The 15122-nt window shown below is 55.0% G+C and carries 17 protein-coding genes; 9 read left to right on the top strand and 8 right to left on the bottom strand.

The window, feature by feature from the left end; genetic code table 11:
- The first annotated feature begins 181 nt into the window (after positions 1 to 181).
- The 7 genes from WC859_09680 (at position 182) to WC859_09650 (ending at position 5823) form a co-directional block, all read left to right on the top strand.
- Positions 182 to 571, top strand: coding sequence for a response regulator (locus tag WC859_09680; protein MFA5976415.1), 390 nt, complete (start codon positions 182 to 184; stop codon positions 569 to 571).
- An 87-nt stretch (positions 572 to 658) separates the two neighbouring features.
- Entirely contained in the window at positions 659 to 982 is a 324-nt protein-coding gene (locus WC859_09675) for an Hpt domain-containing protein (GenBank protein ID MFA5976414.1), read from the top strand.
- A gap of 11 nt (positions 983 to 993) precedes the next feature.
- Positions 994 to 1440, top strand: coding sequence for a response regulator (locus WC859_09670; GenBank protein ID MFA5976413.1), 447 nt, complete (start codon positions 994 to 996; stop codon positions 1438 to 1440).
- Entirely contained in the window at positions 1437 to 3440 is a 2004-nt protein-coding gene (locus tag WC859_09665; GenBank protein MFA5976412.1) for a type II/IV secretion system protein, read from the top strand. Before WC859_09670 ends, WC859_09665 begins: the two co-directional genes overlap by 4 nt.
- Entirely contained in the window at positions 3441 to 4757 is a 1317-nt protein-coding gene (locus WC859_09660; GenBank protein ID MFA5976411.1) for a type II secretion system F family protein, read from the top strand.
- An 11-nt stretch (positions 4758 to 4768) separates the two neighbouring features.
- Entirely contained in the window at positions 4769 to 5155 is a 387-nt protein-coding gene (locus WC859_09655) for a response regulator (protein ID MFA5976410.1), read from the top strand.
- Between the two features lie 8 nt (positions 5156 to 5163).
- Complete coding sequence (locus WC859_09650; GenBank protein ID MFA5976409.1) at positions 5164 to 5823, top strand: histidine kinase dimerization/phospho-acceptor domain-containing protein; 660 nt, start codon at positions 5164 to 5166, stop codon at positions 5821 to 5823.
- On the opposite strand, the gene WC859_09645 is transcribed toward WC859_09650, so the two are convergent.
- Entirely contained in the window at positions 5820 to 6527 is a 708-nt protein-coding gene (locus WC859_09645; GenBank protein MFA5976408.1) for a response regulator transcription factor, read from the bottom strand. The two genes, WC859_09650 and WC859_09645, sit on opposite strands and share 4 nt — an antisense overlap.
- Positions 6528 to 6633: 106 nt before the next feature.
- Between WC859_09645 and WC859_09640 the strand changes: the two genes are divergently transcribed.
- Positions 6634 to 7005 carry a response regulator gene (locus WC859_09640; protein ID MFA5976407.1) on the top strand — a complete coding sequence of 124 codons (372 nt, stop codon included), beginning with the start codon at positions 6634 to 6636 and terminating at the stop codon, positions 7003 to 7005.
- Between the two features lie 15 nt (positions 7006 to 7020).
- Positions 7021 to 7386: a response regulator gene (locus tag WC859_09635; protein MFA5976406.1), complete on the top strand. Its 366-nt coding sequence runs from the start codon at positions 7021 to 7023 to the stop codon at positions 7384 to 7386.
- A gap of 128 nt (positions 7387 to 7514) precedes the next feature.
- On the opposite strand, the gene WC859_09630 is transcribed toward WC859_09635, so the two are convergent.
- The 7 genes from WC859_09630 to WC859_09600 form a co-directional block, all read right to left on the bottom strand.
- Positions 7515 to 9023: an HDIG domain-containing metalloprotein gene (locus WC859_09630; GenBank protein ID MFA5976405.1), complete on the bottom strand. Its 1509-nt coding sequence runs from the start codon at positions 9021 to 9023 to the stop codon at positions 7515 to 7517.
- Positions 9024 to 9125: 102 nt separating this feature from the next.
- Positions 9126 to 10652 carry a long-chain fatty acid--CoA ligase gene (locus tag WC859_09625; protein MFA5976404.1) on the bottom strand — a complete coding sequence of 509 codons (1527 nt, stop codon included), beginning with the start codon at positions 10650 to 10652 and terminating at the stop codon, positions 9126 to 9128.
- Positions 10646 to 11428 carry an ATP-binding cassette domain-containing protein gene (locus WC859_09620; protein MFA5976403.1) on the bottom strand — a complete coding sequence of 261 codons (783 nt, stop codon included), beginning with the start codon at positions 11426 to 11428 and terminating at the stop codon, positions 10646 to 10648. The genes WC859_09625 and WC859_09620 overlap by 7 nt, the downstream gene beginning before the upstream one ends.
- A 156-nt stretch (positions 11429 to 11584) precedes the next feature.
- Positions 11585 to 12358 (bottom strand): ABC transporter ATP-binding protein, encoded by a 774-nt coding sequence (locus WC859_09615; GenBank protein MFA5976402.1) that lies wholly within the window; start codon positions 12356 to 12358, stop codon positions 11585 to 11587.
- A gap of 2 nt (positions 12359 to 12360) precedes the next feature.
- Positions 12361 to 13188 (bottom strand): ABC transporter permease, encoded by an 828-nt coding sequence (locus tag WC859_09610; GenBank protein ID MFA5976401.1) that lies wholly within the window; start codon positions 13186 to 13188, stop codon positions 12361 to 12363.
- 103 nt (positions 13189 to 13291) lie between these two features.
- A complete protein-coding gene (locus tag WC859_09605) occupies positions 13292 to 14263 on the bottom strand; it encodes an ABC transporter permease (GenBank protein ID MFA5976400.1) in 972 nt (323 codons plus the stop codon).
- On the bottom strand, positions 14260 to 15122 hold an 863-nt coding region (locus WC859_09600), incomplete at its 5' end, for an ABC transporter substrate-binding protein (protein MFA5976399.1). The genes WC859_09600 and WC859_09605, both read right to left, overlap by 4 nt.

The raw sequence follows: 15122 nt of genomic DNA, 5'->3' as shown, positions 1-15122 counted from the left end.
TTCAGCATATTCCTGGCCGCTAGCAAAATAAAAATGAACGCGACGTTATAGCCCGCCGCACAAAGGAAAAGATGACCCGTTAATTTCGAGCTGATTTTTAAGACCTTTTTACAATTAATTTACACCGCAATAACTCGCCCGTTACACCGGACGCTTAAACTTGAACCGAATTGGAGGGGGATTGAAAATACTGGTTGTTGAAGACGATCGTTCTATTCAGATGGTGCTGGAGTTGGTGCTGACGAAAATAGCCCACTGCCAGGTTCTGGTGGCTTCTGACGGGAACGAAGGGATCGCGCGCATCCTGGAACACAAACCCGACATTATCATGTTGGATTTAATGTTGCCGGGCATCGACGGTTTCGAGATTTGCAGACGGGCCAAAGCCAACGAAGAAACTCGCCATATCCCTGTTATCTTTTTAACCGCACAACCCCAACCCGCGGCGGTGGCCCGCGCGATGGCCCTGGGAGCGGCCGGTTATATCGTGAAACCATTTGACCCGTTTAAAATTGTCGATCAAATTAATGAAGCGCTTTCGCGGGTTCAGGCCCCGTTAATTAAAAAATGAAGACTGGCACGTTTATAAAAAAGGTTGCTTCAAACGAGATCTTCTGTTACATAGGTCAAGAATGCTCGCATTATGAAGGAGTTTAGCGTGTCAGAACCCGCATTGGACATGAGCGAACTTTTGGATCTCTATAAAGAGGATGCTCGGCGGATGATCGAAGCCATGCGAGACACCTGCCGCCGATGGAACGAAATTTCAGCAGGGGGGACGGCGCGGCAGGAACTGAGGCGTATGTCTCACCAGCTTCGAGGTTCCGGTCGGACCTACGGGTACCACAATGTCTCGCAGATCAGCAAGGCCTTGGAACAAATTATGCAGCGACTTGAAAAACACACGCTTTCGGCGGATGACCGTGTCAAACGATCCATCTGCGATAAAATTGAGCGTCTGGCTCTAATTTTTCAGGACTAGGTGGGGACGCCATGATCGTGAACCCAAAAGGAACTGTTCTCGTTTGCGAAGACGATCCGGCGATGGTTCGGATCTTCCAGTTTCTGCTGCACCAGCAGGGCATTCAGACCATTTTCACCACCGCCAGCGGCGTGGAAGCCCTTCAGATCGCTCAACGCGAAAAACCAACCCTGATCTTGCTGGATTTGATGCTCCCCGACAAAGACGGGTTGAGCGTTCTTCGAGAAATCAAACAAATCGAATCCTGCCAATTCATTCCCGTCATCGTTGTTTCAGGTAAGGAAGCGCAGGGACACATTCGTGCCGCAATGGACGCCGGGGCCATTGATTACATCATCAAACCCTTTGAACCCGTGGAACTGGGAAGCCGGATTAAAGACTTTCTTGACAATTTAAACACGTCCTGCGGCGACGCGCAGGGGAACCCGTCAGACGGCAAGGGAGGGTCTGCCGCATGAGCGCCCCCAATCCTGTTCCGAATATGACGCCGTCAAAACTCGGTGAAATTCTCGTCGAGGTCGGCGTGATTTCACAGGCCCAACTCAATCAGGCCCTGACCGCGGCCAAAGGGTCCGAAAAAGACCTGCCCAAACGGTTGATCGATTTAAAGTTCACCACTGAAGAAAAAATCATGAAGGGGATCGGCATCAAGATCAAGGTGCCGTATTTTACGAGTCTGGAAGGACTCTATACGGGCGAATCCGCCAATATCATTCCCGAAGAGTTGGCTCGCCGGCTTCAGGTGGTTCCCCTCTTCAAAATTGACGGCGTCGCCACGGTAGCGATGGTCAATCCAACAGATGTGTTTGTGATCGATACGCTGGCCAGGACCACCGGCGGCCGGATTGATCCAGTCGTCTGCATGCGCTCGACCATTTTCGACACCATCAACAAGCTTTACGGCGGGTTTGAAAGTTCCATCCGCCCGATGACGCAGCCCCCCCCCGAACCACCGGCCACGTCTCCCAATTCGGGTCTGGTGATTGAATATTCGCCGTCGTCGATGCCCCCGCCTACGTCTTTCTCGGCGCCGGGCCGAACGGCGCCGCCGGGTTCGAAAAAACCGACGAGCCCCAACACCACGAAACCCGCGTGGCCCGCCGCAGCTTCGCGGAAGCAGCCGGAAAGCAACTACAGCAAAACACCCCGGCCGGCGCCGGCCACGCCGGCGCGAAGACCGCCGGAAGCGAATTTCAACAAGATCATGGATGACCTCCGGCAACGCTTGCCGGAGCAGAAGATGTCCCAAATGGACGTCATCCAGCGGGACATCCAGCGAAGCAGCGAAGACATGCCCATCGTCCAACTCGTGGACGCGATCTTCCTGCAGGCCATTGAGAAGAAAGCCAGCGATATTCATATTGAACCGTCGGTGGACCATACCGAAGTCCGTTTTCGGATTGACGGCGTCCTTCATCCCATCATGACCATGCCGAAAGAGTTCGAAGCGGCCGTCATTTCCCGCATCAAAGTCATGGCCAATCTGGACATTACCGAAGTCCGGCAACCCCAGGATGGCCGCGTTTTAACGGAAGTCGTTGATCGTCCGATCGACCTCCGTATTTCAACGCTGCCCACGATTCATGGCGAGAAAACGGTGATCCGTATTCTCGACAAAGGCACCATGCAATTTGAGCTGATCAAACTGGGATTCAATCAACGCTCCGAATCCCTTTTCAAAGGGGCCATGGAACACCCGAATGGGATTATTCTGGTGACCGGGCCGACAGGGAGCGGAAAATCAACGACGCTTTACACCGGATTGACGCTCTTGAATTCCTCTGAACGCAATATCGTGACGCTCGAAGACCCGGTGGAATACCAGCTGCCCGGAATTAATCAGGTCCAAGTGAATATCAAATCCGGGCTGACGTTTGCCAAAGGGTTACGATCCATTTTGAGACAAGATCCGGACGTGATCATGGTGGGAGAAATCCGCGACCTGGAAACAGCGGAAATCGCCATTCAAGCCGCCCTGACCGGCCACCTCGTGCTGTCGACCCTTCACACGAATGATGCCTCCAGCGCCATTACCCGGCTACGATACATGCGGGTCGAACCCTTTTTAATCAGTGCTTCCGTCCTTCTGGTGATTGCTCAACGTCTGATCCGTGTGTTGTGTCCGAACTGCAAGGAACCGTTCGATCCGCCGCCGTCCATGATGGAGAAGCTCGTGAAGGCAGCCGAACCCGGCGGCCCCACAACACTGTTTCAGGCCAAGGGTTGTCAGGCCTGCAACCAGTCCGGCTACAAGGGCCGGCAAGGACTTTTTGAGATTTTCTGGATGAGCCAATCCCTGCGCGAAATGGCGGCGGACCCTAAAACCTCACTGGAAGAAATTAAGACAGCCGCGCGCGCCCAGGGGATGCGGACCCTCTTTGAAGAGGGAGCTCGCGCTGTTTTTGCAGGCCTTACGTCGGCGGAAGAAATGATGCGGGTCTGTACGATGGAGGACTAAATGCCGAAATTTAGCTATGTGGCCACCGGCCCCACGGGGGAGTCGGTCCGAGGAACACTGGAAGCGGTCAATAAAACCGAGTTATCGAAACGGCTTCGATCCAAAAATCTTTTTCTGGTCTCCTGCGAATCCGAAAACACCCCCCCCCCAGCGACGGCGGATCCTCGAACACAAGGACGAAGCCCCGCCGTTCATCGTCCCTCCGAATCGATTTCCAATTCGTTTTCACATCTCTTGAACAGAGCTAAAAACGCAGGCCCGCTGGTGACCCCCCGAGGGAAAGTCGCGTTAAAAGAACTGGTCATTTTTACCCGCCAAATTTCCATCAGCATCAACGCCGGGATGTCCTTTGTTGAAGCGTTGCAAAGCCTGGCAGCCAATGCCCGGAACCCGCGAATGGCCTGGGTCTTGCGCCGGGTGCTCGAAGATGTGCTCTCGGGGAAAAAATTTTCCGATGCCTTGTCCAACCATCCGACCGTTTTTAAACCGGTTTTTGTCAGCATGACCGCGGCGGGAGAAGCGGGCGGCTTTATGCCGGAAGCCCTGAACCGTGCGGCCGAATTTCTGGAAAAAGAAATCGAACTTCGCTCCAAGATCAAGTCCGCCATGGTGTATCCCGCTTTTATCGCCGGCGTAGCGACCCTGATCATTATCGGCATGATGACCTTTGTCGTCCCGACCTTTGCGAAGGTCTTCATTGAGATGGGAGTCCCTCTTCCCTTCCCCACACGGCTGCTGATTGCCGCCAGCAACTTTACATGCAAAGGGGGATTTCTGACACCGTTTATCGTCGTTGGGGTCTTCTTTTACTTGAAGCGGTTTCGTGAACACAACGAACATTTTCGAGCGATTTACGACAGACAGATCCTCGGCCTTCCCTTATTTGGCCGTTTGATCACGCTCGGGATTATTACCCGCTTTATTCGAACGCTGGCGAGTCTAGTGGCCAACGGGGTGATGGCGCTTCAAGCGATCAGCGTCTCCCGGCAAGTCGTTGAAAATCGCACCATTGAAAAAGTCGTAGACGAAATTTTTTCCAGCGTCCAACAGGGAAATGGGATTTCGCCCGTTCTTTACCGCAGCAAGTATTTCCCCGTCCTGGTGGCCAACATGGTCTCCACCGGTGAAAAAACCGGTTCGATCCCTGAAGTGCTCAATAAAATGGCGGACTACTACGACACCGAAGTCTCCTCTGCCATCCAGGATCTCCTGACCGTCATGGAACCGTTGATGATTGTGGTCATGGCCGTTATTGTCGGCTTTGTCATCGCCGGCCTGATGCTCCCCACCTTTCAGTTGTCGAGCCTGGTGGGCTGATGAGGTCGACGATGAAAGTCCTCGTGGCAGAAGACGACCCCGATATTCAAGTCATTTTGCGCATGGTGTTAACGCGCCTGGGAAAGTGCGACGTTTCGATTACGTTCCAAGGCGACCAAGTCATCCCCCGGGTCAAAGAGGTCCAACCCGATCTCATTTTATTGGATGTCATGCTGCCCGAAATGAGCGGCTATGATATCTGCAAAATTTTAAAATCCGACAAAACGACCCGGGACATTCCGGTGATCTTTTTAACCGCGCGCTCGGTCCCGGCCGAAATTCAGCAGGCTCTGGCGCTGGGCGCCACGGGGTACCTAGCCAAGCCTTTTGATCCCATGACGCTGATCCAGCAGATCAATACGATTCTAGCCCCGTTGGGGATATCCCTGGGAGGATAAAAAATACTATGGAACGATCAAACCCCGGCTTTGAAAATATCCTCATCGCGACCCTTCGGATGGTTCGCACGTCCTGGAAAATCCCGACCTGCCTATTCCTTTTGAATGACGACGGTGCTTTACGAATGCGGGCGGGAGATGGAATCCCTCGCGTCAAGCAAGCGTCGATCCGGTTCGACGGCAAGAAACATCCTATTTCCACCTGCATACAAGAAGACAAAGTGATTGAAAAGACCGGAAGCCCCGGTGACCCGTTAAGCCGTTTGCTGAAGATCGGGAGTCGCAAAGATCAAAAATATGTTCTGGTTCCTGTCTCCGGTGAATCGAGGGTCCTGGGACTGCTGGTCCTCGGTCCCTTTAAAAAAGGAACCGAAGTCCTTTCACGGGAAAGAGAGCTGCGCAGCGCTGGCGCTCTATGCGCCGTCCTCTCCGCCCATTGGCGGCTTTACGAATGGATGTCCCAATTCCTTCCAGACATCAACCAGAAACTGCGCACGCCATTGACGGCTGTTCAAGGCTCGATTGGGGTGCTTTTAGGCGGGATGTGCGGCCACGTGGGGGGTGAAGTACGCGAAATGCTGGAGATGGCTCAGAAAGGCTGCGAGCGAACGGTCCGTACGATTGAAAGTTATTTAACCCAACAGACTCTACCGCCGAAAAACGATTAAGCCCCTGAATTGAATCGATAGCCGTTTTTCCCGACTGTTTCAATCCGATCCGCGAATTCTCCCAATTTACTGCGAAGCCTCCAGATGTGGGTATCCAGCGTCCGGGCGGATTCCTCTGCGGATTTCCCCCAAATCACCTGGCCAATCTCCTCGCGAGTGATCACCGCCCCTCGTTTATTGACCATCATGAGAAGCAGATCGAATTCTTTCGGTGTCATGGGAACGGCATTCCCATTCAGCCAGACTTGCCGACGGTCAGCGCTGATTTTAAACCCGCCCTGATCAAAATCGGTCACCGGTCCCAGGGACTGCTTCCGTCGCAAAACCGCGCGCACCCGCGCCACGAGTTCCCCCGGATCAAAGGGTTTCGTCAAATAATCGTCCGCGCCCACCTCCAGGCCGGTGATCTTGTCGACCACCGTCGAACGGCCGGTCAGGATGATCACCGGAAGCCACCGAGTGCGTTCATTTTCCTTCAACCGCCGGGTCACATCCAGCCCATCGCAATCCGGCAGGCCCAGATCCATCAGAACGATATCCGGAACCTCTACAGATAAGCGCTGGAAAGCTTCCTGGGCGTTTTGAGCAAAGGACAGCTCAAATGTTCCGTGGCTCTCGAGCGCCCGGCGTGTGAGTTGCATTTGAGTCGGCTCATCCTCAACAATGAGGACCTTGGTGATTTTTGGAAGCACCGAATTGTCCATACCCGTTGATTTTAGACCAAGTTTTCGCATTGTTCAATGGATATAATTTGTTGTGATTTTTGTGTTTTTGGCTTGCAATCCGGCTTGATTTCGGGTACCCTCCAGCATGCCACCCAAAACCATCCTGATCGTAGATGACGATCCCTTTATTCTGGACATCCTTTCAAGACATTTGAAAGGAAAAGGGTTTCGCATTCTTTCGACAACCGATCCGGAAACCGCCTATGTTTTAGCTGAAAAAGAACATCCCGATTTGATCATCTCGGACATCGCCATGCCTGCGATTGATGGCTTTACCCTTCTCAAAGAACTGCGCGACAATTCAAACACCAGCCAAATCCCGGTTGTTCTCTTAACCGCAAGTGATAAAATGGCAGACGTTGAGCAAGGGTTCGCCTCCGGTGCCCAAGCGTATCTCTTAAAACCAATTGAGTGGGACACCGCCTGGCCGAAACTCGCCCCGTTGTTAGGGACATAGGTTCCAACGATTTCCATGGCTAAAACCGTCCTTGTAGTCGATGACGACCCTTTCATCCTTCTGGCGGTAGAAAAATTCCTAAAGATGAAGGGGTTGAATGTCATCTGTACCGAGGATCCCGCAGAAGCTCACCACTTGGCGGAGACCCGGAAACCGGATCTGGTCCTTTCGGATATTTCCATGCCGGGAATCGACGGATTTACGCTTTTACAAAGTCTGAGAGATAACAAAGCCACCCAGATGATTCCGCTGGCCTTGTTGACGGCAAAGGATAAGATGGGAGATGTCGAAAGAGGATTTTCGGTAGGAGCCCAGGCCTATATCCTCAAACCGATCGATTGGGACCGCGCCTGGGCCAAGATCCAGGCCCTCCTCCAGTAACGCTTTTACCCTCACCCTACCCTCCCGCAACGACACGGGACTCGGGGCGCTATAAGAAATTGCGGAAGCCCCGTGGTCTCCCTCAGCAGGGAGAGGGCACTTAAGCAAAACGACTGACGATACAGGTATTATTCCCCTCTCCTTGTTGAGGGAGAGGGGCGAGGGGTGAGGGTACGAAGATGTGGTAAGCGTTTTTTCGCGAAGGCCACGGCCTCCTGAACCGTGTGAACTTTCCCCTCCAATTGGGCGTCCTGGATTTCCTCCAACAACCTTCCGATGAGTGGACCCGGCTTCAGACGGAGACGGCGCATCAGAATCGTCCCGTCAATCAGACGAGGCGGTTGAAGCTTTTCTCGCTGCATAAAATACGATTGCCACAGGTACGCCGCCAGTCGTTCCACCGGATCTTTGGCTTTCCCCCACCGGGGCCGCGCCAAGTAACCGTAATGATCGGCTAGGGAAACCAATATCATTCCCACCCCTTCCCCGTTCAAATCCCTGAAAAACCGCGCGATGGCTTTATCCGTCACTCGCGGGGAAGCGGCGAGATTGCCGAGCCGCATATGGTTCCGGATCCATCCGCGGACCACCTGGACTTCCTGGCGACTGGTCCGCAAACCTTCCATCACTTTTCGAGCCAGTGCGGCCCCGACTTCCTCATGACCAAAAAAGCGGAGCCTTCCGTTCTTCATCCGGGCCGTAGCAGGCTTTCCGATGTCATGCAGGAATCCCGCGAGTTTCAACCAAGCGCTGCGTGGGAATCCGCCGATGGATTCCGCTAAATAGGTCTGTACCCCTGCTGAAACCTCAGGCGTTTTGAAGAGACGGGTGAACCGTTGTGCCTGGATCTGATCGAGAATCCAATCAAGATGAGACACGGTTTGTAGCGCGTGTTTTAAAACTCCCCCGGAGCCATAATAACGCACCGCGGTCCGTCGGCCGGGCTCCATTTCAGGGAACAGGTTTCGTAACAGCCCATACCGTTCCATGACCCTCAATGTCGCTCCGGCTATCCGCTGGCTCAGCAGCCTGAGCAGTTCCTCTCGAACACGTTCCGGCGCCACACCCAGGTATCGGGCCTGAATTGGCTTGCAAAACGTTTTTATCCAGCGCGCAGTTTCGGGTGCGATGGAGAGATTAAACTGAGCGCTGAACCGGAACGCCCGCAGAAGCCGCAAAGGGTCTTCCTTAAAAGCCTTTTTGGACACCGCCCGCAGGACGCGGTGTTTCAAATCACGCTGTCCCCCAAAAGGATCGATGAGATGCTCCTCCAACGGGACTTTCCCAAAAGAAGAAATCGGAAGAGCCATCGCATTGATCGTAAAATCGCGGCGGGCAAGGTCTTTCTCGATGGATCCACCTTGAAGCTCGGCAAAATCGATAATGATCGGCCGTGCATCTTCAGAGGAACGCCACACGACCCGGTAAATCTGAAACGCCTCGTCCAGAACGATAAACCGGGCCTTTAACCGGCGGGCCAACGCCTGGGCGGCGGAACGGGCCTTGGATCCAACGAGGTCCCAGTCATGACAAGGAAGGTTCAGAAGGAGATCGCGCGGCGGCCCTCCCACCAGGAAAAGAGAACGATTCCCGCGACGGGAAACCGATTGAAGCGCTTGAAAGAGCAGAGGATTCATTTTTCTCCGTCATCCCCCGCGGTCGTTGGCGGGGGATCTAACATCAATGATGGATCCCCGGCCAGTGACCGCCGAGGATGACGACTGTACAAGAATCTATTTCTAAGGATTCTCGGCACGAAGCGCACGCTTCAACACTTTTCCAAGGGTATTCTTAGGGAGCTCGGGCCGGATTTCCAGATCACGAGGGCACTTGTAAGACGCCAGTTTCGAACGGCAATATTTCAGCAGGACATGTTTGTCGACGGGACCCCCGTCTTTCAACGTCACAAACGCTTTGATCCACTCATCTCCTGTGCCATGCCGGAAACCCACCACCGCCGCTTCCTGAACGGCCGGATGGGTTAAAAGGAGATCTTCCACTTCCTTGGGATAGACGTTTAATCCTTTCACGATAATCAAATCCTTCTTGCGATCCGAGATGTAGAGATATCCTGACGAATCCAGGTATCCGACATCCCCTGTGCGAAGCCATTGATGCGCGTCATCGAGAAACGCCTCGCGTGTGGCCTCGTCTTGATGATAATACCCTTTCATCACATTCTCGCCCCGAACGCAGATCTCCCCGACTTCACCTGCAGGAACGGTTTGCCCCCTCTCATCCACGATATGGATCTCCACTCCCGGAAGGGGTCTGCCCACCGAACCCGGGAAACGCTGGTCCTCCGGATTAATCGTCACGACAGGGCTGGTCTCGGTTAAACCATAGCCTTCCAGCAAGGGGATGCCAAATTTCGCTTCAAATTTCTGATGCACCGTCATCGGAAGGGGAGCGGCTCCGGAAATGCACAGACGCAGCGGAAGGATAATCTTCAAAGGACGCCAAAAAGGAACGCGCAGCAGAGCGGCATAAATCGGCGGAACAGCGACTAAAATGGTCACCCGATGGCGCAGGATTCGTTTCACCGTGTTGCCAAAAGGCTGGATGGACTCGACCACGACGATGCAACATCCCAGAGAAATAGGGAGCAGAACGCAGACGGTCCAGGCAAAGGAATGAAACATCGGCAAAAGGCACAAAAACACGTCTTTTTGATACAAACGCACCATCCCGGCACATTGTTCGACATTCACCAGGAAATTGCGGTGACTCAGCATGGCACCCTTGGGTTTGCCGGTTGTGCCGGAGGTGTAGATAATCATGGCGATGGCGTTCGGATCGGTATTCTTAGGTAAATCCTGAACGGGCTTAACCGCTTCCTGCAACTGATTGAAAGACACCCCTCCCTCGCCACCCTCCCCGGTAACGACGACATCGCGCAGCCCGGGGAGTTGTTTCTGAGCCACCAGCACGTTCGGCAGGAATGAGGGCTGCGTTACAACTCCGACCACGCCGGCATCGGCAAAAATGTAAGCGATCTCATCCGGCTTGAGCAGGAAATTAACGGGAACCGCGCGGGCACCGAGGCGCGCCAATGCAAAAAACGTGATCACGAACTCCGGCGAGTTGCGCAGAATAATTCCATACGCATCTCCGGCCCGAATTCCTCGCGAATGCAGCACCGAAGCCCATTTCTCCACCTGCGATTGAAGCTCCCCATAAGTGGTGTGATGGTTTTTCAAAGACAAAACCGTTGCTTTGGGTCTTCGGTGTGCCTGTCGCTCCAGCAGTTCGGACAGCGTCAGCATGGGAACGAGGGAACGGCCTTGAGTAAGGCCTGCGTATAGGTGTGACGGGGCTGGCGAAGCACATCACGAAGAACGCCTTCTTCGACCAACCGCCCCTCCTGCAGAACCACGATACGGTCGGCGCTGTTGGCGGCGACCGCCAGATCATGGGTAATAAAAAGCATGGTCAAACCCAATGCTTCCTTGAGGTTCCGGAAAAGATCCAGGATTTGCGCCTGGACCGACACATCCAGGGCGGATAGCGGCTCATCCGCAATAAGTAGCGTCGGACGCATCGCCAGCGCGCGGGCAATCGCGATCCGCTGCCGCTGTCCGCCGGAAAACTGGAATGGATAATGATTCAACGTATCGCCGGGGAGACGGACCGCTTCCAGCAGTTCGATGCAGCGGCGGTGAATCCCCGCGGCGGCCAAATCCGGTTCCGTCAGACGAACCGCCTCCGCCAACTGGGTTTCGATCGAAAGCTTCGGGTTCAAGGATGCATAGGGGTCCTGAAAAATCATCTGCATCAGATGCGCCCGTTGACGCCGGCTTTGGGTATCGAGAAGCTGACCGTTCCATAACAGGGTTCCGGCATCCGGGCTAAGCCATCCCACCAGGATTTTGGCTAAAGTCGACTTCCCGCAGCCCGACCCCCCCACCAAGGCTAATGTTTCCCCTGGTTCGATCTGAAAAGAGACATCCTGCAGCGCCTGGACAGACCCCACCCGCCGGCGGAAAACTCCGCCTTCGACCGGAAACGTTTTGGAAAGATGACGAACTTCTAAGAGAGGCATTGAGCTAAATATATCAATAAAGACTCCGTTCGAATAATATGCCACACCATTTACAATCCCTTCTCCCGGCCATCGTGCCGGGAGAAGGCGGGGATGAGGGCACAGCCTTCTGCCTTCACCCCCACCCTCTCCCGCCAAAGGCGGGCGAGGGAGTTCCTAGACTGGCATCCGAGGCACCGCCTGCACAAGAGACTTGGTGTACGGATGGCCAGGCCGCTGGAACAAGATTTGAGACGGCCCCTCTTCCACAATTTCCCCCTCTTTCATCACGATCATCCGCTGGGAATAGGAAGCCACGAGCGCCAGGTGATGGGAGATGAAAACAAGACCGATGCCAGTGGCCCGCTGCAGCGAAAAGAGTAATTCCAGGATCTCTTTTTGAACCAACACATCCAGCGCGGTGGTTGGCTCATCCGCTAAAAGCAGCTGCGGACGCCCCAACAGGGCCGAGGCGATCATCACCCGCTGACGCTGGCCCCCGGAAAGCTGATGTGGATAGGCGGCCAAAACGCGCCCCGGATCGAGCTGGACTTTTTCAAGAGACTCCGCCAGAAGCGAGGCGGTACACGCTTCCCCGTGTGCCCGGAGCACTTCCGCCATCTGCTCATGAATGCGCAGCACCGGATTCAGGGATGTGAAGGGATCCTGAAAAATCATGGCGATTTGTCTCCCGCGAACACGCCGCATCGTCTCTTCAGGAAGCGTCAGCAGATCCTGTCCCTGGAAAAAGATCCGGCCCTGCGTAATGCGTCCTTCATTCGGCCGAATCAGCCGTAAAATCGCCAGGGCCAGAGTGCTTTTGCCGCTGCCGGATTCCCCCACTACCCCCACCGCTTCTCCCGGTTGAACGGACAAGGAGACATCCCTCACCGCTGGGATCATTTGACCCCGGCGTTGATACGTCACGCTTACGTGTTCAATGGTCAGCATGCTTAAGTCCTCGGGTCCAGAACGTCTCGAAGCCCTTCTCCCAACAGGTTAAACGCCAGAACCGTGACCAGGATCGCCAGAGACGGGAACAACGAGAGCCACCAGGCGATGTGCAGATAATCGCGGCCGATGCTGAGCACATTTCCCCACGACGGCATCGGAGGCTGCACCCCTAACCCCAGAAAGGACAAGGCCGACTCGGTCAACACCGCTCCGCCGACACCGAGCGTGGCGCTGACGAGGATCGGCGCCACCACGTTCGGCAACAGATGCACGAATAACAGCCGTCCCATCGGCATCCCCAGCAGGTGGGCGGCGTGAATGTACTCCCGCTCCCTGACCGACAGGCACTCTCCACGAACCAGACGCGTTAACCCCGGCCAGGACGTCAGCCCGATGATGGCCATGACGTTGTAGATGTTGGGTCCCAGAAAAGCCAGAACAGCCAGAATTAGAAACAGTGTGGGGATCGAAAGCATCACATCGACCACGCGCATGATCAGCGTGTCCACTTTGCCTCCCAGGAACCCCGCCGTAAGCCCCAACAGCGTTCCCACAAACACGGAAATCCCGACCGCCACAAATCCAACCGATAACGAAATCCGTGTCCCGAGCAGCAGCCGGGAGAAGACATCCCGCCCCAGATCATCCGTTCCCATCCAGTGCGCCCACGACGGCCCCTGAAGCCGGGCCATAAGATCCTGCGCAAAAGGATCCACCGGCCGAATCCATGGCGCCAGGAGCGCCAGAAGCGCCAGGAGCGCGATGACGCTGAAACCCGCCATCGCCAGCCGGTTCTGCTTAAAACGCTCGAGATAGATTTTCAGCATAGCTTCCTCAATTCGTCATTCCCCGCAGTCTCTGGCGGGGAATCCACTCATAATGGCTCTCTGGATCCCCCACCAGTGGCCGTGGGGGATGACGAAATAATTGTCACCGATAACGGATCCTCGGGTCCGCATAAGCATACAGGACATCCGCCATGAAATTTCCAAGGACCGTCAGCAGCGCCGAAATAACGGTGATCGCCATGATGAGGTTATAGTCCCGCGTCATGATCGCCTCATACCCTAGCCGGCCCATGCCCGGGTAGGCGAAGATGGTCTCGATGATCACGCCGCCGCCGATCAGATCCGGCACCATGAGGCCGAAGAGAGTCAATAGAGGGATCATGGCGTTGCGGGCCGCATGAACCCCGAAGACCCTCCAGAACGTCAATCCCTTGGCCTGCGCCGCCCGAATGTAATCCTGATGGATGACTTCCAGCATACTGCTGCGCATATACCGGGACAGCCCCGCCAGGCTGGTCAACGCCAATACGAAAACCGGCAGGATCAGGTGCAGGGCCACATCGGCACAACGGATCCAGAGCGACGTCGGCACGAAGGTAATCGTGGCCAGTCCAGAGATGGGCAACCAGCCCAGTTTCAAACCGAAGAGGATCATTAAACCGAGCGCCAGGGCGTAAGCGGGCAGTGAAAACCCGATAAAAACAAAAACGGTCATGGCTTTATCCAGCCAGGTATTGGCCCGGATAGCGGAAAAGAAACCGATCGGGATGGCGATCAGCAGCATCAGGCTAAGCGCCAGGACGTTCAGCAGGACCGTTGCCGGTAACCGTTCGGCGATTTTCTTTAAGACAGGGCGCTGATCACTGTACGACTTCCCGAAATCAAACCGGGCCAGACGCCCCAGCCAGACCGCGTATTGGATCACGATCGGCCGGTCCAGCCCCATATCGTGACGGATGCGGGTTTTCATCTCCGGCGTGACGTGCGGGTTCAGATCCGCCATTTGGTCCACGGGACCGCCCGGAGCCAACTGCATGAGGAAGAAACTGATCAGGGAGATCCCGATCAAGGTCGGGATCATGTGGATCAGCCGCTTGACGATATAGGCCATCATGGCGCAAGCACCGTCGGATATCGTTGTTCGTTCTTCGGAACGAACCACTCCCGGAAATTCCAAGCCAGCCCGAGCGGGGCGACTAGGGGGCCCTGGAACCGCTTATGAATGGCGATCAACTCGTCGGGACAGTACAGGAAAATATAAGGCAGATCCTTGGCAATTTGACGATGGATGTGGTGGTAAATAGCTTCGCGTTTGACGGGATCGAAGGTCTGCCGTCCATCGACCAGCAGCCGGTCCACCAGGGGATTTGAATAACTGCAGAAGTTGTACTGCCCTTCCTTCTGCTGGGACGAATGCCACATCGCGTAGTTGTCCGGATCACGCCCCAACTGCCAGCCCATAACGATGGCATCAAAATTCTTCTTGTCGAGATACTCCCGGATGAACGTGGACCACTCGATAATTCGAATCTCCATTTTGATCCCGATTTTCGCTAACTGCTGCTGAATGACTTCCGAGCACAACTCGCGGACCTTGTTCCCCTGGTTGGTCATTAATGTAAACGTAAACGGTTTTCCATCCTTCGTGAGCTGGCCGCGCGAATCCGGTTTCCATCCGGCTTCCGCCAGAAGGGCCCGGGCTTTTCCCAGCGAGTAAGACGGGTCGGGGACGCTGTGGTCGTAAGCCCAGGAGGTCACAGGGAAAGGGCCGGACAGGGGCTGGCCAAGCCCCAGGACGATTCCTTTGACGATGCTGTCGCGGTCAATCGCATAAGACAGCGCTTGCCGGACCCGGAGGTCCTGAAAGAGAGGAAGACGCAGGTTGAACCCCAGGTAGACGTACTTGAAAGCAGGGTACCGGAAGCGCTGATGGTTCTGGAAGATCGCGGCGTAGGCTTTAAATTGATCCGGCG

It is taken from the genome of Elusimicrobiota bacterium (assembly GCA_041660185.1).
Lineage (GTDB): Bacteria > Elusimicrobiota > Elusimicrobia > 2-01-FULL-59-12 > 2-01-FULL-59-12 > JBAZWU01.
This window is presented reverse-complemented; position numbering and strand designations above follow the sequence as displayed.

Excerpts from the sequence above, each read along its gene's own strand:
- WC859_09670 (MFA5976413.1), top strand. The coding sequence starts at position 994 with ATGATCGTGAACCCAAAAGGAACTGTTCTCGTTTGCGAAGACGATCCG.
- WC859_09665 (MFA5976412.1), top strand. The coding sequence starts at position 1,437 with ATGAGCGCCCCCAATCCTGTTCCGAATATGACGCCGTCAAAACTCGGT.
- WC859_09660 (MFA5976411.1), top strand. The coding sequence starts at position 3,441 with ATGCCGAAATTTAGCTATGTGGCCACCGGCCCCACGGGGGAGTCGGTC.
- WC859_09655 (MFA5976410.1), top strand. The coding sequence starts at position 4,769 with ATGAAAGTCCTCGTGGCAGAAGACGACCCCGATATTCAAGTCATTTTG.
- WC859_09650 (MFA5976409.1), top strand. The coding sequence starts at position 5,164 with ATGGAACGATCAAACCCCGGCTTTGAAAATATCCTCATCGCGACCCTT.
- WC859_09645 (MFA5976408.1), bottom strand. The coding sequence starts at position 6,527 with ATGGACAATTCGGTGCTTCCAAAAATCACCAAGGTCCTCATTGTTGAG.
- WC859_09640 (MFA5976407.1), top strand. The coding sequence starts at position 6,634 with ATGCCACCCAAAACCATCCTGATCGTAGATGACGATCCCTTTATTCTG.
- WC859_09635 (MFA5976406.1), top strand. The coding sequence starts at position 7,021 with ATGGCTAAAACCGTCCTTGTAGTCGATGACGACCCTTTCATCCTTCTG.
- WC859_09630 (MFA5976405.1), bottom strand. The coding sequence starts at position 9,023 with ATGAATCCTCTGCTCTTTCAAGCGCTTCAATCGGTTTCCCGTCGCGGG.
- WC859_09625 (MFA5976404.1), bottom strand. The coding sequence starts at position 10,652 with ATGCTGACGCTGTCCGAACTGCTGGAGCGACAGGCACACCGAAGACCC.
- WC859_09620 (MFA5976403.1), bottom strand. The coding sequence starts at position 11,428 with ATGCCTCTCTTAGAAGTTCGTCATCTTTCCAAAACGTTTCCGGTCGAA.
- WC859_09615 (MFA5976402.1), bottom strand. The coding sequence starts at position 12,358 with ATGCTGACCATTGAACACGTAAGCGTGACGTATCAACGCCGGGGTCAA.
- WC859_09610 (MFA5976401.1), bottom strand. The coding sequence starts at position 13,188 with ATGCTGAAAATCTATCTCGAGCGTTTTAAGCAGAACCGGCTGGCGATG.
- WC859_09605 (MFA5976400.1), bottom strand. The coding sequence starts at position 14,263 with ATGATGGCCTATATCGTCAAGCGGCTGATCCACATGATCCCGACCTTG.